The following is a 21,159-nucleotide window of genomic DNA, read 5'->3' on the forward strand; positions in this document are numbered from 1 at the left end:
CCGCTGCAAGCCACTAAGCTCTGGAGGAAACTATGAAAGCATTGCTCGACTTATTCAAGCAGGTCACTCAGGAAGAAGAATTCGACGCGATTAAAATCGGCCTCGCGTCGCCTGACAAAATTCGTTCCTGGTCGTATGGCGAAGTCAAAAAGCCGGAGACCATTAACTATCGCACCTTCAAGCCGGAGCGTGATGGCTTGTTCTGCGCCAAAATCTTTGGCCCGGTAAAAGATTACGAATGCCTGTGTGGCAAATACAAGCGCCTCAAGCACCGTGGGGTGATTTGCGAGAAGTGCGGCGTGGAAGTCACCTTGTCCAAGGTGCGTCGCGAGCGCATGGCGCACATCGAGCTGGCCAGCCCGGTGGCGCATATCTGGTTCCTTAAATCCCTGCCGTCGCGTCTTGGCATGGTGCTGGACATGACCCTGCGCGACATCGAGCGCGTCCTCTATTTTGAAGCCTACGTGGTGACCGATCCGGGCATGACCCCGCTCAACCGCGCACAGTTGCTGACCGAAGATGACTACCTTGCCAAGGTCGAAGAATACGGTGACGAGTTCAAGGCCAGCATGGGTGCTGAAGGTATTCGTGACCTGCTCAAGAGCATTGATATCTACAGCGAGGCAGAAACGCTGCGCAACGATCTGGCCAAGACAGGCTCCGACACCAAGATCAAGAAGCTGTCCAAACGCCTCAAGGTGATCGAGGCGTTCCAGAAATCCGGTATCAAACCGGAATGGATGGTGCTGGAAGTGCTGCCTGTGCTGCCGCCCGAGCTGCGCCCGCTGGTGCCGCTGGATGGCGGCCGCTTCGCCACCTCCGACCTGAATGACCTGTACCGCCGCGTGATTAACCGTAACAACCGCTTGAAGCGTTTGCTCGAACTCAAGGCACCTGAAATCATCGTGCGCAACGAGAAACGCATGTTGCAGGAAGCGGTGGATTCGTTGATGGATAACGGCCGCCGCGGCAAGGCCATGACCGGTGCCAACAAGCGCCCATTGAAATCGCTGGCCGACATGATCAAGGGCAAGGGCGGTCGCTTCCGCCAGAACCTGCTGGGCAAACGCGTCGACTACTCGGGCCGTTCCGTGATCGTGGTGGGGCCGCAGCTGCGCCTGCACCAGTGCGGTCTGCCCAAGAAAATGGCGCTGGAACTGTTCAAGCCGTTCATTTTCCACAAGCTGGAAGTGATGGGGCTGGCAACCACCATCAAGGCTGCAAAACGCATGGTGGAAACCGAAGAACCGGTGGTATGGGACATCCTCGAAGACGTCATTCGCGAACATCCGGTGATGTTGAACCGCGCACCGACACTGCACCGCCTCGGCATTCAGGCATTCGAACCGACGCTGATCGAGGGCAAGGCCATCCAGTTGCACCCGCTGGTGTGCGCGGCGTTTAATGCCGATTTCGACGGCGACCAGATGGCGGTGCACGTGCCGCTGTCGCTGGAAGCCCAGATGGAGTGCCGCACCCTGATGCTGGCCTCCAATAACGTGCTGTCGCCCGCCAACGGCGAACCGATCATCGTGCCGTCGCAGGATATTGTGCTGGGGCTGTACTACATGACCCGCGAGCGTGTGAATGCGCGCGGCGAGGGCATGATGTTTGCCGACGTGGACGAAGTGTCGCGTGCTTACGAGTCGCGCCAGGTGGAGCTGAACGCCAGGGTGACAGTGCGTATCAAGGAAGCCTACTACGACGAGCAGGGCGAACGCGCGGAAAAAATTACCCGCTATGAAACCACCGTGGGTCGTTCGCTGCTATCTGAAATTCTGCCGATCGGCCTGTCGTTTACCCACGTCAACAAGATACTCAAGAAGAAAGAAATTTCCAGGCTCATCAACGCCAGCTTCCGTCGCTGCGGCCTGCGGCAGACGGTGATTTTTGCCGACAAGCTGATGTACACCGGCTTTACCTATGCTACCCGGGGCGGCATGTCGATCTGCGTGGATGACATGCTGGTGCCGACGCAGAAGCAGGACATCATCAGCGCCTCCGAAAAGGAAGTGCAGGAAATCGAGGCGCAATACACCTCCGGTCTGGTGACCCAGGGTGAGCGCTACAACAAGGTGGTGGACATCTGGGGGCGCGCTGGCGATCAGGTGGCCAAGGCCATGATGACGCAATTGGGCAGCGAACCGGTAACCACGCGTGACGGCAAGGAAACCACGCAAGAGTCGTTCAACGCCATCTACATGATGGCCGATTCCGGCGCGCGTGGCTCGGCTGCGCAGATTCGCCAGCTGGCGGGAATGCGCGGCCTGATGGCGAAACCGGACGGCTCTATCATCGAGACGCCGATTACCGCGAATTTCCGCGAAGGCCTCAACGTGCTGCAGTATTTCATCTCGACTCACGGCGCGCGTAAAGGTCTGGCCGATACGGCACTGAAGACTGCCAACTCGGGCTACCTGACCCGCCGTCTGGTGGACGTGACCCAGGACCTGGTGGTGATCGAGGACGATTGCGGCACGCGTGAAGGTCTGGTGCTGAAGGCGCTGGTGGAGGGTGGCGAGGTAATCGAGCCGTTGCGCGAGCGTGTTCTGGGCCGCGTAACCGCGCTTGACGTGATTCATCCGGAGACCGGCGAGACGGTGATTGATGCCGGCACCCTGCTGGATGAAGATGCCGTTGAGCATATCGAGGCGTTGGGTGTCGATGAGGTGAAGGTGCGTACCGCGCTGACCTGTGATACCCGTTACGGCCTGTGTGCCAAGTGCTATGGCCGCGACCTCGGTCGCGGCCACCTGGTGAACGTGGGCGAGGCGGTGGGCGTCATCGCTGCGCAGTCCATTGGCGAGCCGGGCACTCAGCTCACCATGCGCACCTTCCACATCGGTGGCGCAGCCTCGCGTGCTGCCGTTGCCAGCCAGCTGGAATGCAAATCCGCCGGTGTGGTGAATTACAGCCCCGCGATGCGTTATGTCACCAGCGCCAAAGGCGAACTGATAGCCATTGCGCGCAGCGGCGAGATCATCATCATGGGCGACAATGGTCGCGAACGTGAGCGCCACAAGGTACCTTACGGTGCGCTACTCAGCGTCAAGGATGGTGACAAGGCAAAAGCCGGCCAGATCCTGGCCACCTGGGACCCGCACACCCGCCCCATCATTACTGAATATGCCGGCCGCGTGCGTTTTGAAAACGTGGAAGAAGGCGCCACGGTCGCCAAACAGATTGATGATGTGACGGGTTTGTCCACGCTGGTGGTGATTGATCCGAAGCGCCGCGTTGGTGCAGCCGTCAAAGGTCTGCGCCCGCAGGTCAAATTGCTTGACGCCAACGGCAAAGAAGTGAAAATGAGCGGCACTGAAACGCCGGTCAATATCACCTTCCAGATCGGCTCCATTATTACCGTGAAAGATGGTCAGGACGTTGGCGTGGGCGAAGTGCTGGCGCGTATTCCGCAAGAAACTTCGAAGACCCGCGATATTACCGGTGGTCTGCCGCGCGTGGCTGAGCTGTTTGAGGCACGCTCACCCAAGGACGCCGGCGTGCTGGCCGCGGTCACCGGGACGGTTTCGTTCGGCAAGGATACCAAGGGCAAGCAGCGTCTGGTCATTACCGACTTTGACGGTGTTGCGCATGAATACCTGATTCCGAAAGAAAAACACGTCACTGCCCACGATGGTCAGGTGGTCAACAAGGGCGAGATGATCGTGGATGGTCCGGTTGATCCGCATGACATCCTGGGCCTGAAGGGCGTGGAAGCATTGTCGCGTTACATTACCGACGAGGTTCAGGATGTGTACCGCTTGCAGGGTGTGAAAATCAACGACAAGCACATCGAAGTCATCGTCCGGCAGATGTTGCGCCGGGTGAATGTGGCCGATGCCGGCGATACCCGCTTTATCCAGGGTGAGCAGGTGGAACGCGCCGAGTTGCTGGCTGAAAACGAACGCGTGCTGGCCGAAGGCAAGCAGCCGGCTAGTTTCGAATACGTGCTGCTGGGCATCACCAAGGCATCGCTGTCTACGGACTCATTTATCTCTGCGGCATCTTTCCAGGAAACCACGCGGGTGCTGACGGAAGCCGCCATCATGGGCAAGAAAGACGATCTGCGCGGTCTCAAGGAGAACGTCATTGTGGGGCGTCTGATTCCGGCTGGTACGGGTCTGGCCTATCACAACACCCGCCGCCGCCAGAAACTGGGTGAGGATATGGGCGCAGAAACGGACTTTGCCGAAGGCGAAGACAGCGCAGCGGGAAGCGAGCAGGTGGCTTGACATCTGGGGCATAAGCCCCTAGAATCCACCGTCTTTTTTACCGGTCTGTAAATTTTGCTCAGCCGGACAGCTTTGACGGGACGGCGTTATGCCGTCCGCGTTGTTTAAAGCGGCCCAAATCAGGGTCGAAAGCGGAACAACCATACTTGGGAAACGAAAAAGCATGCCAACAATCAATCAGCTAGTGCGCAAACCCCGCGTCGCCAAGCGTGTTAAAAGCAAGGTGCCGGCGCTGGAAGCTTGCCCACAAAAACGCGGCGTATGTACCCGTGTGTACACCACCACTCCGAAAAAGCCGAACTCGGCGCTGCGCAAGGTCGCCCGTGTTCGCCTCACTAACGGTTTCGAGGTCAGCAGCTATATCGGTGGTGAAGGTCACAACCTGCAGGAGCACTCGGTGGTGCTGATCCGCGGTGGCCGTGTCAAGGATTTGCCCGGTGTGCGTTACCACACCGTGCGCGGCAGTCTGGATACGGCTGGCGTTAAGGATCGTAAACAGAGCCGTTCCAAATACGGCGCCAAACGTCCCAAGAAGGCCTAGGGCGTTTGCGTTTTTGGTGCTGGGTTGCGTAGAGCGCGACGCGCGCCACAACTGCCAGCATTAAGAATTCAGTATTCAACATTGAGGTAAAACATGCCAAGACGTAGAGAAGTACCCAAGCGTGACATATTGCCGGATCCGAAATTTGCCAGCCAGGATGTGGCCAAGTTCGTCAACGTGTTGATGTCCAGCGGCAAGAAGTCCGTTGCCGAGCGAATCATTTACGGTGCATTTGCACAGATCAGTCAAAAAAGCGGTAAAGATCCGCTGGAAATATTCACGCTTGCGCTGTCCAATATTCGCCCGGTGGTTGAGGTTAAAAGCCGCCGCGTGGGGGGGGCCAACTATCAGGTTCCGGTTGAAGTGCGGCCTGCGCGCCGTTCCGCGCTGGCAATGCGCTGGCTGAAAGAGGCTGCCCGTAAGCGCGGCGAGAAGTCCATGGGCTTCCGGCTGGCTGGTGAATTGATGGATGCTGCCGAAGGTCGTGGCGGTGCCATGAAGAAGCGTGATGAAGTGCACCGTATGGCGGAAGCCAACAAGGCATTCTCGCATTTCCGTTTCTAAGATCAATGGCCGGGCGCAATGGCGTCGGCACTAACTGGGTAGTAATAAAGTGGCACGCAAAACTCCTCTAGAACGTTACCGCAACATCGGCATTAGCGCACATATTGACGCTGGCAAGACCACGACCACTGAACGCATCCTGTATTACACCGGTGTGTCGCACAAAATCGGCGAAGTGCATGATGGCGCTGCGACCATGGACTGGATGGAGCAGGAGCAGGAGCGCGGGATCACCATTACTTCGGCTGCGACTACATGCTTCTGGAAGGGCATGGAAAACAACTACCCGGAACACCACATCAATATCATTGACACCCCGGGGCACGTTGATTTCACGATCGAGGTTGAGCGTTCCATGCGCGTACTGGATGGTGCCTGCATGGTGTATTGTGCGGTGGGCGGTGTGCAGCCGCAATCCGAAACCGTATGGCGCCAGGCCAACAAATACGGCGTGCCGCGTCTGGCATTCGTGAACAAGATGGACCGTACCGGCGCCAACTTCCTCAAGGTCTACGAGCAGATGCGTTTGCGTTTGAAGGCCAACGTGGTGCCTATCCAGTTGCCGATCGGGGCTGAAGAAAAATTTGAGGGCGTGGTTGACCTGGTCAAAATGAAAGCCATTTACTGGGATGATTCCACCCAGGGTATGAAGTTCGACGAGCGTGACATCCCTGCTGGCATGCAGGCCGAGTGTGAGTCCTGGCGTGAAAAGATGGTCGAGGCTGCGGCTGAGGCTTCTGAAGAGCTGATGAACAAGTACCTTGAAGAAGGTGACTTGAGCGCTGCAGAAATCAAAGGCGCGCTGCGCAAGCGCACCATTGCGAGCGAAATCATGCCGATGCTGTGCGGTTCTGCGTTCAAGAACAAGGGCGTGCAGGCCATGCTGGATGCGGTGATTGATTACCTGCCTTCGCCGCTGGACATTCCTCCGGTCAAGGGCGAGCTGGAAGACGGTTCCCAGGGCGAGCGCAAAGTGGCTGATGATGAGCCGTTCTCAGCCCTGGCATTCAAGATCATGACCGACCCGTTTGTGGGTCAGCTGATTTTCTTCCGGGTCTACTCCGGCACCATGAAATCCGGGGACACCGTTTACAACCCCATCAAGGGCAAAAAAGAGCGCATTGGCCGCATTCTGCAGATGCACGCCAACCAGCGTGCAGAAATCAAGGAAGTGCATGCCGGTGACATTGCGGCTGCGGTGGGGCTGAAAGAGGCAACCACGGGTGATACCTTGTGCGATCTGAATAAGACCATCATTCTGGAGCGCATGATATTTCCGGAGCCGGTGATTCACGTCGCGGTTGAGCCAAAGACCAAGGCTGATCAGGAAAAAATGGGCATGGCCCTGAACCGTCTGGCGCAGGAAGATCCGTCTTTCCGAGTGCGCACTGACGAAGAATCGGGCCAGACCATTATTTCCGGTATGGGTGAGTTGCATCTGGAAATTCTGGTGGATCGCATGCGTCGCGAGTTCGGTGTGGAAGCCAACGTGGGCGCGCCGCAGGTTGCTTACCGTGAGGCCATCAGAAAAGCGGTTGAAGTTGAAGGGAAATTCGTCAAGCAGTCGGGTGGTAAAGGTCAATATGGTCATGTCTGGCTCAAGCTGGAGCCGAATGAAGCCGGTAAGGGCTTTGAATTTGTTGATGCCATCAAGGGCGGGACGGTGCCGCGCGAATTTATTCCCGCGGTGGAAAAAGGCTTGCGCGAAACCTTGCCAAACGGCGTGCTTGCAGGGTTCCCGGTGGTTGACGTCAAGGTGACCCTGTTCGATGGTTCCTATCATGACGTGGACTCCAACGAAAATGCGTTCAAGATGGCCGCTTCGATGGGTTTCAAGGACGGTATGCGCAAAGCCAGTCCGGTGTTGCTGGAGCCCATGATGGCGGTCGAGGTGGAAACCCCGGAAGACTATATGGGGGATGTAATGGGCGATTTGTCGTCGCGCCGCGGCATGATTCAGGGCATGGAAGACTTGCCGAGCGGCAAGGCGATCAAGGCGGAAGTGCCGCTGGCAGAAATGTTCGGCTACTCGACCACGCTGCGTTCAATGAGCCAGGGGCGTGCGACCTATAGCATGGAATTCAAGCATTACTCAGAGGCGCCGAAAAACGTCGCTGAAGCGATTATCAACAAGAAATAACGTCTGATTTAAAGGATAGATATCATGGCAAAAGGCAAGTTTGAACGCACCAAGCCGCACGTCAACGTTGGCACCATTGGTCACGTTGACCACGGCAAGACCACGCTGACGGCGGCGATCAGCACCATTCTGTCGAAGAAATTTGGTGGTGAGGCGAAGAACTACGCAGACATTGACTCGGCTCCCGAAGAGAAGGCGCGCGGCATCACCATCAACACCGCCCACGTAGAATACGAGACCGAGAAACGCCACTACGCCCACGTCGACTGCCCGGGCCATGCCGACTACATCAAGAACATGATTACCGGTGCCGCGCAGATGGACGGGGCCATCCTGGTTGTCTCGGCGGCCGACGGCCCCATGCCGCAGACGCGCGAGCACATCCTGCTGGCGCGCCAGGTGGGCGTGCCCTACATTGTTGTCTACATGAACAAGGCCGACATGGTGGACGACGCCGAACTGCTCGAGCTGGTTGAAATGGAAGTGCGCGAACTGCTCAGCAAATACGACTTTCCGGGCGACGACACCCCGATCATCATCGGCAGTGCGCTCAAAGCGCTGGAAGGCGACCAGTCCGACATTGGCGAGCCCTCCATCTTCAAGCTGGCGGCGGCCCTTGACAGCTACATTCCCGATCCCGAGCGCGCCATCGACGGCACCTACCTGATGCCCGTGGAAGACGTGTTTTCCATTTCCGGTCGGGGTACCGTGGTGACCGGCCGTATAGAGCGCGGCGTCATCAAGGTGGGCGAAGAAGTCGAGATTGTCGGGCTCAAGCCCACCGTCAAGACCACCTGCACCGGTGTTGAAATGTTCCGCAAGCTGCTCGACCAGGGGCAGGCCGGCGACAACGTTGGGGTCCTGCTGCGCGGCACCAAGCGCGAAGACGTCGAGCGCGGCCAGGTGCTGGCCAAGCCTGGCTCGATCAACCCGCACACCAAGTTCAGCGCCGAGATCTACGTGCTGAGCAAGGACGAGGGCGGCCGTCACACCCCGTTCTTCAACGGCTACCGCCCGCAGTTTTTCTTCCGCACCACCGACGTCACCGGTGCGGTGGAGCTGCCGGCCGGCACCGAAATGGTGATGCCGGGCGACAACGTATCGGTGACGGTGGCGCTGATTGCGCCGGTGGCGATGGAAGAGGGTCTGCGCTTCGCGATTCGCGAAGGCGGCCGTACCGTCGGGGCCGGTGTGGTGGCGAAAATCGTCGAGTAAATAACAAGTTTGCTGAAAAGCGCAAAGGGCGGTACAATCCCGCCCTTTCGCGTTTGATGCTCCGCTCTTTAGGGTACTGCTATGCAAAACCAAAAAATTCGCATCCGTCTCAAGGCGTTTGACTATCGTCTCATTGATCAGTCCGCACTCGAAATCGTCGAGACTGCGAAACGTACCGGCGCTGTGGTAAAGGGCCCGGTGCCGCTGCCTACCTCAATTGAGCGCTTTGACGTATTGCGTTCCCCCCACGTCAACAAAACATCGCGCGACCAGTTTGAAATCCGCACTCACCTGCGTCTGATGGACATTATTGATCCCACAGACAAAACCGTAGATGCATTGATGAAACTGGACCTGCCTGCGGGCGTGGAAGTCGAGATCAAGGTTTAAATCCGTACCGGGCGGTTTTCCCGGGGATAAAAATGCCGGTCAATTGAAATCGGCGCCTTTTTGTTAAGGACAGAAAAATGAGTTTAGGACTCGTCGGTCGCAAGATCGGCATGACCCGGCTATTTGCCGAGGACGGTTCAACCGTTCCCGTCACTGTGCTGGACGTGTCGAACAACCGTGTGACTCAGATCAAAACCCCTGCCACCGATGGCTATGCGGCGGTGCAGGTTGCCTATGGTGTGCGTCGTGCCAGTCGCGTTACCAAGGCACAGGCAGGCCATCTCGCCAAGGCTGCGGTTGAAGCGGGTGAGCTGCTCAAGGAATTTCGTCTGGCTGATGCCGATGTCGCCGCCCTGCAGCTGGGTAGTGTGGTTAGCGTAGAAATATTTCAGGCCGGTCAGCTGGTCGATGTGACCGGCACAACCCAGGGCAAGGGCTATGCCGGTGTTATCAAGCGCCATCATTTTTCCTCTAACCGTGCGAGTCATGGTAACTCGCGTTCGCACAATGTGCCCGGCTCGATCGGACAGGCGCAGGACCCGGGTCGCGTGTTCCCGGGCAAGCGCATGACCGGCCATCTGGGCGCGGTTCAGCGTACCGTGCAGAAGCTGGAAGTGGTGCGTGTGGATACCGAACGCCAGTTGATCCTGATCAAGGGTGCCGTGCCCGGATCCAAGGGCGGCCACGTGGTTGTGCGTCCCAGCGTGAAGGCAGGTGCATAATGGAACTCAGGGTAATTAACGAACAAGGTCAGGCGACCAGCACGCTGGCCGCTTCCGACGAGCTGTTTGCGCGTGAATACAACGAGGCGCTGGTACACCAGGTGGTGACCGCCTACATGGCGAACGCCCGCAGCGGTAACCGTGCGCAAAAAGACCGCGAAATGGTCAAGCACAGTACGAAAAAGCCATGGCGTCAAAAAGGTACCGGCCGGGCGCGTTCCGGTATGACCTCCAGCCCCATCTGGCGTGGCGGTGGTCGCACTTTCCCGAACAGCCCGGAAGAGAATTTCTCGCAGAAGGTCAACCGCAAGATGTACCGCGCAGGTTTGGCGTCGATCTTGTCGAAGCTGGCCAGCGAAGGCCGTTTGTCGGTGGTGGACAGCATGGCCATGGCGGCGCCGAAGACCAAAGACCTGGCAAACAGGCTGAAGGGTATGGGTTTGGGTCGCGTCATGATCGTGATCGACAGTCTCGATGACAATTTGTGGATGTCCTCGCGCAACCTGCCTAATGTGCTGGTGGTCGAAGCGCGTCACATTGACCCGGTAAGCATGGTGCATTTCGGCAATGTGCTGATGACCAAAAACGCGGTCAAGATGGTTGAGGAGATGCTGGCATGAGCCCCGTTAAATTCAATGATGCGCGCCTGATGCAGGTTATCCTTGCGCCCCAGGTTTCAGAAAAAAGCACTTACGTTGCAGACAGGCATGAACAGGTCATTTTCCGCGTCGCTTCGGATGCCACCAAGCCCGAGGTCAAGGCTGCTGTTGAGCTGTTGTTCAAGGTGCAGGTGGAAAGCGTGCAGATTGCCAACGTCAAGGGCAAGCAAAAGCGCTTCGGCCGCTTCATGGGTCGCCGCAGCGACTGGAAAAAAGCCTTTGTCTGCCTGAAGCCGGGGCAGGAAATCAACTTCACGGCCGGGCAGTAGGAGTAGAAAATGGCACTGATTAAAGTTAAACCAACTTCCCCTGGCCGTCGCGCCGTCGTCAAGGTCGTCACGCCGGGTCTGCATAAAGGCAGGCCGGTTGCCTCCCTGGTTGAAAGCAAGAGCAAAACCGCAGGGCGCAATAATAATGGCCACATTACCACGCGTCACATGGGGGGGGGGCACAAGCAGCATTATCGTTTGGTGGACTTCTGCCGCAACAAGGACGGTATCCCGGCCAAGGTCGAGCGTTTGGAGTACGACCCTAACCGTAGCGCGCATCTTGCATTGCTGTGTTATGCCGACGGCGAGCGCCGCTACGTGATTGCCCCGAAAGGTATCGAAGCCGGCATGCAATTGATGAACGGATCCGATGCCCCGATCAAGGCTGGCAATACCCTGCCGCTGCGCAATATTCCGGTGGGCACCACGGTGCATTGTGTGGAGATGCTGCCGGGTAAGGGTGCGCAGATTGCGCGTTCCGCCGGTACTTCGGTGCAGCTGCTGGCGCGTGAGGGCAGTTATGCCCAGTTGCGCTTACGCTCGGGTGAGATTCGCAAGGTTCACGTAGACTGCCGCGCTACGATCGGCGAGGTGGGCAATGGTGAGCACTCCCTGCGCTCACTGGGTAAGGCAGGTGCAACCCGTTGGCGCGGTATCCGCCCGACTGTGCGCGGTGTGGTGATGAACCCGGTCGATCACCCGCACGGTGGCGGCGAGGGTAAAACTGCGGCAGGGCGTCACCCGGTGAGTCCGTGGGGTGTGCCTGCCAAGGGTTTCCGTACGCGTCGCAACAAGCGTACCAGCGGCATGATTGTGCGCCGCCGTCATCAACGTTAAAGGGTAGAGAGTTATGCCACGTTCAGTTAAAAAAGGCCCGTTTGTTGACGATCATCTGCAGAAAAAGGTGGATGCGGCGCGCGCGGGCAATGATAAGCGTCCGATTAAGACCTGGTCACGCCGTTCCACGGTGCTGCCTGATTTCATTGGTCTGACAATTGCGGTTCACAACGGCAAGCTGCATGTGCCGGTGTTCATTTCCGAAAACATGGTAGGCCACAAGCTGGGGGAGTTCTCCCTGACTCGCACCTTCAAGGGACATGCGGCCGACAAGAAAGCCAAGAAATAGGAGCCATGATGAGAGTTTCTGCTGTATTACGTGGCACCCACATGTCGGCCCAAAAAGGCCGCCTGGTAGCCGACCAGATTCGCGGTCTGCCGGTGGACAAGGCCCTCAATATCCTGGCTTTCAGCCCCAAAAAAGGCGCTGGTGTGATCAGGAAGGTGCTGGAGTCGGCGATAGCCAATGCCGAGCACAATGAGGGCGCAGACATCGATGAGTTGAAAGTCGCTGTCATTACCGTTGATCAAGGACCGTCCATGAAGCGATTCATGGCGCGTGCCAAAGGTCGCGGTAACCGCATCAACAAACAGACTTGTCACATTGTTGTGACGGTCGGCGACGAATAAGGAACGGCAATGGGACAGAAGATTCACCCGATTGGGTTTCGCCTGGCAGTCGCGCGTAACTGGACTTCCAAGTGGTATGCCGGTAGCCGTACGTTTGCAGCTACCTTGAATGAAGATGTGAAAGTTCGCGACTTCCTGAAAAAGAAGCTGGCTAATGCATCGGTAAGCAAGATTGTTATCGAGCGTCCCGCTAAAAACGCGCGCATTACGATTCACAGTGCGCGTCCAGGCATTGTGATTGGTAAAAAAGGCGAAGATATTGAGGCGCTGAAATCACAAGTGCAGAAGATGATGGGCGTGCCTGTGCATATCAATATCGAGGAAGTGCGCAAGCCGGAAGTCGATGCTCAGCTGATCGCAGCCAATATTGCCAGCCAGCTGGAGAAGCGCATCATGTTCCGTCGCGCCATGAAGCGCGCCATGCAGAATGCCATGCGTCTGGGTGCGCAGGGCATAAAAATCATGAGTTCCGGCCGCCTGAACGGGGCTGAAATCGCGCGTACTGAATGGTACCGCGAAGGTCGTGTACCCCTGCATACCTTGCGTGCAGATATTGACTATGGTTTTCATGAAGCCAAAACCACCTACGGCATTATTGGTGTCAAGGTGTGGGTATACAAGGGTGACGCGCTGGCCAAGGGCGAGCAGCCTGCCGCCGCTCCCGCCGAGCCGGAAAAACGCGTAAGAAAGCCAGGAGCGAAACATGCTGCAGCCAACTAGAAGGAAGTATCGCAAGGAGCAAAAAGGTCGTAATACCGGCATTGCTACACGCGGCAACAAGGTCAGTTTTGGTGAATACGGCTTGAAAGCAATCGGTCGTGGCCGTTTGACTGCGCGCCAGATTGAAGCCGCCCGTCGCGCCATGACACGTCACATCAAACGTGGTGGGCGTATCTGGATTCGCATTTTCCCGGATAAGCCGATCTCGGAAAAGCCGGCTGAAGTGCGTATGGGTAACGGTAAAGGTAACCCAGAGTACTACGTGGCGGAAATCCAGCCTGGCAAGATGCTTTATGAAATGGACGGTGTTGATGAGGTGTTGGCGCGCGAGGCATTCCGCCTGGCCGCTGCCAAGCTGCCAATTCAGACAGTGTTTGTAACTCGAATGATAGGTAGCTGATTATGAATGCGAGCGAACTGCGAGCCAAATCCACCCCGGAAATCAAGCAGGAATTGCTGGATTTGTTGCGTGCCCAATTCAGTCTGCGTATGCAGGTGGCGACCCAGCAAACCAGCAAAACCAGCGAATTGGGTAAGCTGCGCAAAAATATTGCGCGTATCCATACGATTCAGCGTGAGAATGAACTGAAAGCGGTAAACAAATGAGCGAAGTCGAAATCAAGGTCGCACGTAGTCTTTCTGGGCGCGTCGTCAGCGATAAAATGGACAAAACGGTCACTGTCCTGGTTGAGCGCAAGGTGAAACACCCGGTAATTGGCAAGGTGATGCGCCTGTCCAAGAAATACCACGCCCATGATGAGAACAATGAGTTTCACGAGGGTGACATGGTTATTATCGAAGAGTGCCGTCCGATCGCCAAAACCAAGTCCTGGCGTGTTGCCGGACTGGTAGAGAAAGCGCACGCAGCTTAATGTATTGTACTTTGGCTAAAGAGCTGGTATAATATAACGCTTTTCGTCCCGCCGGAAACGGCGATCTTCCCGTACGGGTCCAAAACTAGCTGTCCTGGCAGGGTAACCTGGCTCGGCGGGTTAAGTTGGAGAGTTTAAATGATTCAAATGCAGTCCAGGCTGGATGTTGCTGATAACACGGGTGCGCGTTCTGTTATGTGCATCAAGGTGCTGGGTGGATCCAAGCGACGTTACGCAAGCATAGGTGACATCATCAAGGTTACCATCAAGGATGCTGCCCCGCGCGGCCGCGTCAAAAAAGGCGACGTATATAACGCCGTGGTGGTGCGTACTGCCAAGGGTGTGCGCCGACCCGATGGTTCGTTAATCAAGTTCGACGGCAACGCTGCTGTCCTGTTGAACAACAAGCTGGAACCGATTGGTACACGTATTTTCGGCCCGGTGACGCGTGAGTTGCGTACCGAGCGCTTCATGAAAATTGTGTCCTTGGCTCCTGAAGTTCTGTAAGGGGAGCAATGTGAACAAAATTCGTAAGGGCGATGACGTGATCGTCATTGCTGGCAAAGACAAGGGTAAGCGCGGTTCGGTGCTGCGTGTGCGTGATGATGACCGCCTGCTGGTCGAGGGTGTCAATAGCGTAAAAAAACACGTCAAGCCGAATCCGGTCAAAGGTGAGGCCGGCGGGATTGTGTCGAAGGAAATGCCGATCCATATTTCCAACGTCGCGCTGTTTAACACGGTTTCCAGGCGCGCTGATCGTGTTGGCTTCAAGGTTCTTGAAGATGGCCGCAAGGTCCGGATTTTCAAGTCTAACGGCGAAGTCGTTGACGCTTAAGGGGTGAGCATGGCTCGTTTACAGGAATTTTATAAAACCACGGTTGCCCCGCAGCTGACTCAGCAGTTTGGCTACAAGTCCGTGATGGAAGTGCCGCGTATCGAAAAGATCACGCTGAATATGGGCGTGGGCGAGGCGGTGGCTGACAAGAAGGTGATGGAGCACGCTGTGGGTGACATGCAAAAAATTGCCGGACAGAAGGCGGTGGTCACCAAATCGAAGAAATCGATTGCGGGCTTCAAAATCCGTGATGATTACCCGGTGGGCTGTATGGTGACCCTGCGTCGTGAACGCATGTATGAATTCCTGGATCGTTTGGTGACGGTTGCCATTCCGCGTATCCGCGACTTCCGTGGTTTGTCGGGCAAGTCTTTTGACGGCCGCGGCAATTACAACATGGGTGTGCGTGAGCAGATCATTTTCCCGGAAATCGAATACGATAAAATCGACGCGTTGCGTGGTATGAATATTACCATTACCACCACTGCGAATACCGACGAAGAGGCGCGTGCACTGCTGGCCGCCTTTAAATTCCCGTTCAAGAGCTGAGGACGTCATGGCAAAACTTGCTTTGATCAACCGTGATAAAAAGCGCCGTGCAACGGTCAAGAAATATGCTGTCAAGCGCGCCGAGTTGCTCGCTGCTGCCGGTAATGAAAAATTGTCTGATGAGGAGCGCTACGAGGCGCGCCTTAAACTGCAAAAGCTGCCAAGGGATGCCAGCCCGGTTCGTCTGCGCAATCGTTGCCAGCTGACTGGTCGTCCGCGTGGCGTATACAGTAAGTTTGGTCTGGGGCGCATTAAGCTGCGCGAGATCGCCATGCGCGGTGAAGTGCCGGGCATGGTTAAGGCCAGCTGGTAAGCGGGGGAATATCGAATGAGTATGAGTGATCCGATTGCCGATATGCTGACGCGTATCCGCAATGCCCAGAGCGTCGAAAAAACCGCGGTGGTGATGCCTGCCTCCAAGGTCAAGACTGCCATTGCGCAAGTATTAAAAGATGAAGGCTATATCGACGATTTTGCTGTGCGTGAAAATGACGGCAAGCCTGAGCTGAACATCAGTCTCAAATATTATGCCGGCCGTCCCGTTATCGAAAGAATCGAACGTGTAAGCCGTCCTGGTCTGCGGATTTATAAAGGCAGCCAGGAAATTCCTAAAGTGATGAACGGACTGGGTATCGCTATCGTGTCCACCTCTCACGGGGTGATGACCGATCGCAAGGCGCGCGCCAATGGCGTGGGCGGCGAAGTTCTGTGCATCGTGGCCTGATGGGGTATTGCAATGTCTCGTGTAGCTAAAAATCCGGTTGCTGTGCCTGCAGGTGTCGAAGTGACCCTGAGTGCTGATGCAATTACCGTCAAAGGCCCGCTGGGCACGTTGGTGCAACGTGCCAATGCGGATGTTGTCGTCGAGCGTGATGGCGATGCCCTGCAATTCAGGGCTGCTTTTGAAACCATTCGTTCCAATTCCATGTCCGGCACCATGCGCGCATTATTGGCCAACATGGTGCAGGGGGTGACCAAGGGCTTTGAGAAAAAACTGACTCTGGTGGGTGTGGGTTATCGTGCCCAGGCCGCCGGGGATGTGTTGAATCTTTCTCTGGGTTATTCGCATCCGGTTGTGCACAAGATGCCCGTCGGCGTGAAAGTGGAAACGCCCAGCCAGACCGAGATCCTGATCAAGGGTATTGATCGCCAGCAAGTTGGACAGGTGGCCGCTGACGTGCGCGCCTATCGTAAGCCTGAGCCCTATAAAGGCAAAGGTGTGCGCTACGCCAATGAAGTTGTTGTGATCAAAGAAACCAAGAAAAAATAGGTAAGGGTTAATCATGGACAAGAATACCGCGCGTCTGCGCAGAGCACGCAAAACCCGTGCTCGCATTGCAGAGCAAAAAGTCACCCGCCTCGTGGTGTACCGCTCCAACTGCCATATCTACGCACAGATTATCGATGCAGCAGGCGCCAGGGTGCTGGTCAGCGCCTCCACCGTCGAAGTCGATGTGCGCAAGGAGGTTGCCAGCGGTGGCAACATCAGTGCTGCAGTTGCGGTGGGCAAGCGTATCGCCGAAAAAGCCAGGAGTCTTGGCATCAGCGAAGTGGCGTTTGACCGTTCCGGATTCCGTTACCACGGACGCGTCAAGGCTTTGGCCGACGCTGCCCGCGAGCATGGCCTGAGCTTCTAATTGGGGTGAATGATGGCAAGATTTGAAACAAATCAAGAGAGTACCGACGGCCTGCGTGAGAAGATGGTTGCCGTTAACCGTGTGACCAAGGTTGTGAAGGGTGGCCGTATCCTGGGCTTTGCCGCACTGACCGTGGTCGGTGATGGTGATGGCGGCATCGGTATGGGTAAAGGCAAGTCGCGTGAAGTGCCGGTTGCGGTGCAGAAGGCAATGGATGAGGCGCGCCGCAAACTGGTTAAAGTCAACCTCAAAAACGGCACCCTGCATCACGCCGTAATAGGCAAGCATGGCGCTGCAGTGGTTTACATGCAGCCGGCCTCCGAAGGTACCGGTATTATCGCCGGCGGCCCAATGCGTGCCGTGTTCGAAGTGATGGGCGTGCATAACATCCTGGCCAAGTGTATAGGCTCCACCAATCCTTATAACGTGGTGCGTGCAACCATCAACGGTCTGCTACAGGTAAATTCTCCTTCGGAAATTGCTGCCAAGCGCGGCAAATCCATCGAAGAGATCATGGAGTAAGTGATGACTGCTACTGCCAAAACGATGAAGGTGACGCTGGTTAAAAGCGTTATTGGTACCAAACAATCCCACCGTGCCTGCGTCCGCGGTCTGGGTCTGCGGCGTATGCACCATACCGTGGAAGTGCTGGACACCCCGGCCAATCGCGGCATGGTCAACAAAGTCAATTATCTCGTGAAGTGCGAGGGCTAAATGCAACTTAATACTATCAAACCTGCCGGCGGCAGCAACAGCGCAAGGCGCCGCGTCGGTCGTGGCATAGGTAGCGGCCTGGGCAAGACTGCAGGTCGTGGCCACAAGGGACAAAAGTCGCGTGCTGGCGGCTTTCATAAAGTCGGTTTCGAAGGTGGACAAATGCCTTTGCAGCGCCGTCTGCCGAAACGGGGTTTTGTTTCGCTGAGCGCAGGCGATACTGCACAAGTGCGGTTGTCCGATCTGGACAAGCTGCCGGTTGATGACATCGATATCCTGGTGCTCAAGCAGGCTGGCATTGTCCATGCCCGTGCCAAGACGGCGAAAGTGATTCTGTGCGGCCAATTAAAGCGTGCGGTGAAGCTGCATGGTGTATTGGCCACTCAAGGTGCGCGCGCAGCTATTGAAGCTGCCGGCGGCAGCTTCGCGGAATAAATCTTGGCTGCGAATAAGCCCAGTACTGGTGGTGCCGACAAATTCGGCGATTTGAAGCGGCGCTTGCTGTTCCTGATCGGTGCGCTGGTGGTGTACCGCATCGGCGCGCATATTCCGGTACCTGGCATTGACCCGGTTACCTTGGAGCAGTTATTCCGTTCTCAGGAGGGCGGCATCCTGGGCATGTTTAACATGTTCTCGGGTGGTGCGTTGTCGCGCTTCACCGTGTTTGCGCTGGGGATCATGCCGTATATTTCGGCATCCATCATTATGCAGCTGCTGACGGTGGTTTCCCCGCAATTGGAAGCGCTGAAGAAAGAAGGCGAGAGTGGGCGCCGCAAGATAACCCAGTACACCCGATATGGCACCGTGGCGTTGGCCTTTTTTCAGGGGCTGGGTATTGCCATCGCGCTGGAGGCGCAGCCTGGTCTGGTGATCGATCCGGGCTATATGTTCCGTCTGACGGCGGTAATGACGCTAGTTGCCGGCACCATGTTCCTGATGTGGCTGGGTGAGCAGATTACCGAGCGCGGCATTGGTAACGGTATTTCGATGATTATTTTCGGTGGTATTGTTGCCGGGCTGCCCCATGCGATTGGGGGCACGCTGGAGTTGACGCGTACGGGCGCGTTCTCGATACCGCTGGTGCTGCTGTTGTTCGTTGCGGTAGTGCTGGTAACTGCGTTGGTGGTGTTTGTGGAGCGCGGCCAGCGCAAAATTCTGGTGAATTACGCCAAGCGCCAGGTGGGGAATAAGGTTTATGGCGGGCAAAGTTCGCACCTGCCGCTCAAGCTGAACATGGCTGGGGTGATTCCGCCGATTTTTGCCTCGAGCATCATTTTGTTCCCGGCAACCCTGGCTGGCTGGTTTGGTAGCCATGAAAGCATGAGCTGGTTGAAAGATGTCGGCGCGACTTTGTCACCGGGGCAGCCGATTTACGTGATTCTGTATGCGTCTGCAATTGTCTTTTTCTGTTTTTTCTATACCGCCCTGGTGTTTAACCCCAAGGAGACGGCAGATAACCTTAAAAAGAGCGGCGCGTTTGTACCGGGAATTCGTCCTGGTGAGCAGACCGCACGTTACATCGACAAGATTATGGGGCGTTTGACCCTGGTGGGTGCAATCTACATCACGCTGGTGTGTTTGCTGCCCGAGTTTCTGATCGTGAAATTTAATGTGCCGTTCTATTTTGGTGGCACCTCACTGCTGATCATTGTGGTGGTGACCATGGATTTCATGGCACAGGTTCAGGCCTACATCATGTCCCACCAATATGAGGGGCTGCTCAAGAAGGCGAACTTCAAGGGTAATGGTTTTGTTTCGCGCTAAGCGGTTGGTGAATCGATAGTATGTCAAAAGAAGATACCATCCAGATGCAAGGCGAGGTTCTGGAAACCCTGCCGAATGCGACTTTCAGGGTCAAGCTGGAAAATGGTCATGTGGTGCTTGGGCACATCTCCGGGAAAATGCGCATGCACTACATCCGCATTCTGCCAGGAGACAAGGTGACGGTTGAGTTGACGCCTTATGATTTGACCAAAGCTCGAATCACGTTCCGCGCCAAGTAGCTTATTTGCCCGTGCAGCGCACGGTTATGTTGAGGAGTTTTTCATGAGAGTACAGGCGTCTGTTAAAAAAATCTGCCGTAAGTGCAAGATTGTACGTCGCAAAGGCGTGGTACGGGTAATCTGTGAAGACCCACGTCACAAGCAACGCCAAGGCTGACTGTTTCAGCTTGGCTTTAAATGATAGAATTCTATGTTTTTCGATTCCGGAGTGATTAGATGGCCCGTATCGCAGGGGTAAACATCCCGAACCACCAACATGCCGAAATTGCACTCACTGCAATTTACGGTATCGGCCGCACCGTATCGCGCAAGATTTGTGCGGACGCGGGTGTGAATACTGCAGCCAAGATCAAGGATCTGACCGACGCTGAGATGGAAAAGCTGCGCGAAGGCGTGGCCAGGCACACGGTTGAGGGTGACCTGCGCCGCGAAGTCACCATGAACATCAAGCGTCTTATGGATATGGGCTGCTACCGTGGTATGCGCCACCGTCGCGGTTTGCCACTGCGTGGCCAGCGCACTCGTACTAACGCCCGCACCCGCAAAGGCCCGCGCAAGGCCGTTCGCGCGACCAAATAAAGGATCAGAGAATCATGGCTAAGGCGAATATCAGAGTCCGTAAAAAGGTCAAAAAGAATGTGGCGGAAGGCATTGCCCACATTCATGCATCCTTTAACAACACCATCGTCACCATCACCGACCGGCAGGGCAATGCCCTGTCCTGGGCGACTTCGGGTGGTGCAGGTTTTAAAGGCTCACGCAAAAGCACCCCATTTGCCGCCCAGATTGCTGCTGAAAATGCAGGCAAGCTGGCGCAGGAATGTGGCGTCAAGAATCTTGAAGTACGCATTAAAGGGCCAGGTCCAGGCCGTGAGTCTGCAGTTCGCGCACTCAACAACGCCGGTTTTAAAATAACCAGCATCTCCGACGTGACGCCAGTGCCCCATAATGGCTGCCGTCCGCCCAAGAAACGCCGTATCTAAAGCAGGAGTCCAACGTGGCCAGAAATCTTGATGCTAAATGCCGCCAGTGTCGTCGTGAAGGCGAGAAGCTATTTCTGAAGGGCGAGAAGTGCTTCACCGACAAGTGTGCGATTGAACGTCGCCCTTACCCTCCCGGTCAGCACGGCCAGAAGAAGAACAATCGCCTTTCCGATTATGGCGTTCAGCTGCGCGAAAAGCAGAAACTGCGTCGTACCTATGGCGTGCTTGAGCGCCAGTTCCGTGATGTGTACAAAGAAGCCGACCGCCAGCGCGGTGTGACCGGTGAAAACCTGTTGCAGATCCTGGAGAGCCGTCTGGACAACGTTGCCTTCCGTATGGGGTTTGGTGCTTCGCGCGCCGAATCCCGCCAGGTCGTGCGTCACAACAGCATCCTGGTGAATGGCAAGCGCGTGAACATTCCGTCCTATGTGGTCAAACCCGGCGACGTGGTGGAAGTGTGCGAAAAATCCAGGCAGCAGTTGCGCATCAAGGCAGCCTTGCAGGCTGCCGAGCAGCGCGGTTTTCCGGAGTGGGTTGAGGTAAGTGCGAAAGACATGAAAGGCACTTACAAAGCCAAGCCACAACGCGCCGAACTGCCCGCTACCATCAACGAGCATCTCGTGGTGGAATTGTACTCCAAGTAATCC

The 21,159-nt window shown here is 56.3% G+C and carries 32 protein-coding genes; all 32 read left to right on the plus strand.

What is annotated here, in order from left to right; all coding sequences use genetic code 11:
• Positions 1–32: 32 nt before the first annotated feature.
• The 32 genes from rpoC (at position 33) to rpsD (ending at position 21,156) form a co-directional block, all read left to right on the plus strand.
• The gene (gene rpoC / locus GZH91_RS03580) at positions 33–4,232 is read left to right on the plus strand and encodes a DNA-directed RNA polymerase subunit beta' (protein WP_147075043.1); all 4,200 of its coding nucleotides are present in this window, start codon (positions 33–35) and stop codon (positions 4,230–4,232) included.
• 163 nt (positions 4,233–4,395) lie between these two features.
• On the plus strand, positions 4,396–4,773 hold the full coding sequence (gene rpsL, locus GZH91_RS03585) for a 30S ribosomal protein S12 (RefSeq protein WP_124705464.1): 378 nt from the start codon (positions 4,396–4,398) through the stop codon (positions 4,771–4,773).
• A 93-nt stretch (positions 4,774–4,866) separates the two neighbouring features.
• Positions 4,867–5,337, plus strand: a complete 471-nt coding sequence (gene rpsG, locus GZH91_RS03590) for a 30S ribosomal protein S7 (protein WP_147075042.1) — start codon at positions 4,867–4,869, stop codon at positions 5,335–5,337.
• Between the two features lie 49 nt (positions 5,338–5,386).
• Positions 5,387–7,477 carry an elongation factor G gene (gene fusA, locus GZH91_RS03595; protein WP_147075041.1) on the plus strand — a complete coding sequence of 697 codons (2,091 nt, stop codon included), beginning with the start codon at positions 5,387–5,389 and terminating at the stop codon, positions 7,475–7,477.
• A 24-nt stretch (positions 7,478–7,501) separates the two neighbouring features.
• Complete coding sequence (tuf, locus tag GZH91_RS03600) at positions 7,502–8,692, plus strand: elongation factor Tu (protein WP_147075184.1); 1,191 nt, start codon at positions 7,502–7,504, stop codon at positions 8,690–8,692.
• An 81-nt stretch (positions 8,693–8,773) separates the two neighbouring features.
• Positions 8,774–9,082, plus strand: coding sequence for a 30S ribosomal protein S10 (gene rpsJ / locus GZH91_RS03605; RefSeq protein ID WP_124705151.1), 309 nt, complete (start codon positions 8,774–8,776; stop codon positions 9,080–9,082).
• A 77-nt stretch (positions 9,083–9,159) separates the two neighbouring features.
• Complete coding sequence (rplC, locus tag GZH91_RS03610) at positions 9,160–9,804, plus strand: 50S ribosomal protein L3 (protein ID WP_147074884.1); 645 nt, start codon at positions 9,160–9,162, stop codon at positions 9,802–9,804.
• A complete protein-coding gene (gene rplD, locus GZH91_RS03615; RefSeq protein WP_147074883.1) occupies positions 9,804–10,424 on the plus strand; it encodes a 50S ribosomal protein L4 in 621 nt (206 codons plus the stop codon). The genes rplC and rplD overlap by 1 nt, the downstream gene beginning before the upstream one ends.
• The gene (rplW, locus tag GZH91_RS03620) at positions 10,421–10,732 is read left to right on the plus strand and encodes a 50S ribosomal protein L23 (RefSeq protein WP_198415388.1); all 312 of its coding nucleotides are present in this window, start codon (positions 10,421–10,423) and stop codon (positions 10,730–10,732) included. Before rplD ends, rplW begins: the two co-directional genes overlap by 4 nt.
• Before the next feature lie 9 nt (positions 10,733–10,741).
• The gene (rplB, locus tag GZH91_RS03625) at positions 10,742–11,569 is read left to right on the plus strand and encodes a 50S ribosomal protein L2 (RefSeq protein WP_147074882.1); all 828 of its coding nucleotides are present in this window, start codon (positions 10,742–10,744) and stop codon (positions 11,567–11,569) included.
• A 13-nt stretch (positions 11,570–11,582) separates the two neighbouring features.
• Positions 11,583–11,858, plus strand: coding sequence for a 30S ribosomal protein S19 (gene rpsS, locus GZH91_RS03630; protein WP_147074881.1), 276 nt, complete (start codon positions 11,583–11,585; stop codon positions 11,856–11,858).
• 8 nt (positions 11,859–11,866) lie between these two features.
• Positions 11,867–12,199: a 50S ribosomal protein L22 gene (gene rplV, locus GZH91_RS03635; protein ID WP_147074888.1), complete on the plus strand. Its 333-nt coding sequence runs from the start codon at positions 11,867–11,869 to the stop codon at positions 12,197–12,199.
• A 9-nt stretch (positions 12,200–12,208) separates the two neighbouring features.
• A complete protein-coding gene (gene rpsC, locus GZH91_RS03640) occupies positions 12,209–12,919 on the plus strand; it encodes a 30S ribosomal protein S3 (protein WP_147074880.1) in 711 nt (236 codons plus the stop codon).
• On the plus strand, positions 12,903–13,319 hold the full coding sequence (rplP, locus tag GZH91_RS03645; protein ID WP_147074879.1) for a 50S ribosomal protein L16: 417 nt from the start codon (positions 12,903–12,905) through the stop codon (positions 13,317–13,319). Before rpsC ends, rplP begins: the two co-directional genes overlap by 17 nt.
• 2 nt (positions 13,320–13,321) lie before the next feature.
• Complete coding sequence (rpmC, locus tag GZH91_RS03650; protein WP_147074878.1) at positions 13,322–13,525, plus strand: 50S ribosomal protein L29; 204 nt, start codon at positions 13,322–13,324, stop codon at positions 13,523–13,525.
• Positions 13,522–13,791 (plus strand): 30S ribosomal protein S17, encoded by a 270-nt coding sequence (gene rpsQ / locus GZH91_RS03655; RefSeq protein ID WP_147074877.1) that lies wholly within the window; start codon positions 13,522–13,524, stop codon positions 13,789–13,791. The genes rpmC and rpsQ overlap by 4 nt, the downstream gene beginning before the upstream one ends.
• A 138-nt stretch (positions 13,792–13,929) precedes the next feature.
• A complete protein-coding gene (rplN, locus tag GZH91_RS03660) occupies positions 13,930–14,298 on the plus strand; it encodes a 50S ribosomal protein L14 (RefSeq protein ID WP_124705141.1) in 369 nt (122 codons plus the stop codon).
• 10 nt (positions 14,299–14,308) lie between these two features.
• Positions 14,309–14,626 (plus strand): 50S ribosomal protein L24, encoded by a 318-nt coding sequence (gene rplX / locus GZH91_RS03665; protein ID WP_147074876.1) that lies wholly within the window; start codon positions 14,309–14,311, stop codon positions 14,624–14,626.
• A gap of 9 nt (positions 14,627–14,635) precedes the next feature.
• A complete protein-coding gene (gene rplE, locus GZH91_RS03670; RefSeq protein WP_147074875.1) occupies positions 14,636–15,175 on the plus strand; it encodes a 50S ribosomal protein L5 in 540 nt (179 codons plus the stop codon).
• A gap of 7 nt (positions 15,176–15,182) precedes the next feature.
• Complete coding sequence (gene rpsN / locus GZH91_RS03675) at positions 15,183–15,488, plus strand: 30S ribosomal protein S14 (RefSeq protein WP_147074874.1); 306 nt, start codon at positions 15,183–15,185, stop codon at positions 15,486–15,488.
• A gap of 15 nt (positions 15,489–15,503) precedes the next feature.
• Positions 15,504–15,899 (plus strand): 30S ribosomal protein S8, encoded by a 396-nt coding sequence (gene rpsH / locus GZH91_RS03680; protein ID WP_147074873.1) that lies wholly within the window; start codon positions 15,504–15,506, stop codon positions 15,897–15,899.
• A 12-nt stretch (positions 15,900–15,911) separates the two neighbouring features.
• Positions 15,912–16,445, plus strand: coding sequence for a 50S ribosomal protein L6 (gene rplF / locus GZH91_RS03685; RefSeq protein WP_147074872.1), 534 nt, complete (start codon positions 15,912–15,914; stop codon positions 16,443–16,445).
• Positions 16,446–16,458: 13 nt separating this feature from the next.
• Positions 16,459–16,812, plus strand: coding sequence for a 50S ribosomal protein L18 (rplR, locus tag GZH91_RS03690; protein WP_147074871.1), 354 nt, complete (start codon positions 16,459–16,461; stop codon positions 16,810–16,812).
• 12 nt (positions 16,813–16,824) lie between these two features.
• A complete protein-coding gene (rpsE, locus tag GZH91_RS03695; protein WP_147074887.1) occupies positions 16,825–17,334 on the plus strand; it encodes a 30S ribosomal protein S5 in 510 nt (169 codons plus the stop codon).
• 3 nt (positions 17,335–17,337) lie between these two features.
• On the plus strand, positions 17,338–17,526 hold the full coding sequence (gene rpmD / locus GZH91_RS03700) for a 50S ribosomal protein L30 (protein WP_147074870.1): 189 nt from the start codon (positions 17,338–17,340) through the stop codon (positions 17,524–17,526).
• Entirely contained in the window at positions 17,527–17,961 is a 435-nt protein-coding gene (gene rplO, locus GZH91_RS03705) for a 50S ribosomal protein L15 (RefSeq protein WP_147074869.1), read from the plus strand.
• A 3-nt stretch (positions 17,962–17,964) separates the two neighbouring features.
• Positions 17,965–19,290 carry a preprotein translocase subunit SecY gene (gene secY, locus GZH91_RS03710; protein ID WP_147074868.1) on the plus strand — a complete coding sequence of 442 codons (1,326 nt, stop codon included), beginning with the start codon at positions 17,965–17,967 and terminating at the stop codon, positions 19,288–19,290.
• A gap of 20 nt (positions 19,291–19,310) precedes the next feature.
• Positions 19,311–19,529, plus strand: a complete 219-nt coding sequence (infA, locus tag GZH91_RS03715; protein WP_087447759.1) for a translation initiation factor IF-1 — start codon at positions 19,311–19,313, stop codon at positions 19,527–19,529.
• A gap of 43 nt (positions 19,530–19,572) precedes the next feature.
• Positions 19,573–19,686 carry a 50S ribosomal protein L36 gene (gene rpmJ, locus GZH91_RS03720; protein WP_087447758.1) on the plus strand — a complete coding sequence of 38 codons (114 nt, stop codon included), beginning with the start codon at positions 19,573–19,575 and terminating at the stop codon, positions 19,684–19,686.
• Between the two features lie 59 nt (positions 19,687–19,745).
• Positions 19,746–20,108 carry a 30S ribosomal protein S13 gene (gene rpsM, locus GZH91_RS03725; RefSeq protein WP_147074867.1) on the plus strand — a complete coding sequence of 121 codons (363 nt, stop codon included), beginning with the start codon at positions 19,746–19,748 and terminating at the stop codon, positions 20,106–20,108.
• Positions 20,109–20,122: 14 nt separating this feature from the next.
• On the plus strand, positions 20,123–20,512 hold the full coding sequence (gene rpsK, locus GZH91_RS03730) for a 30S ribosomal protein S11 (RefSeq protein ID WP_087447756.1): 390 nt from the start codon (positions 20,123–20,125) through the stop codon (positions 20,510–20,512).
• Between the two features lie 14 nt (positions 20,513–20,526).
• Complete coding sequence (gene rpsD / locus GZH91_RS03735; RefSeq protein WP_147074866.1) at positions 20,527–21,156, plus strand: 30S ribosomal protein S4; 630 nt, start codon at positions 20,527–20,529, stop codon at positions 21,154–21,156.
• Positions 21,157–21,159 lie beyond the last annotated feature (3 nt).

Source organism: Sulfuriferula plumbiphila, assembly GCF_009938015.1.
Lineage (GTDB): Bacteria > Pseudomonadota > Gammaproteobacteria > Burkholderiales > Sulfuriferulaceae > Sulfuriferula > Sulfuriferula plumbiphila.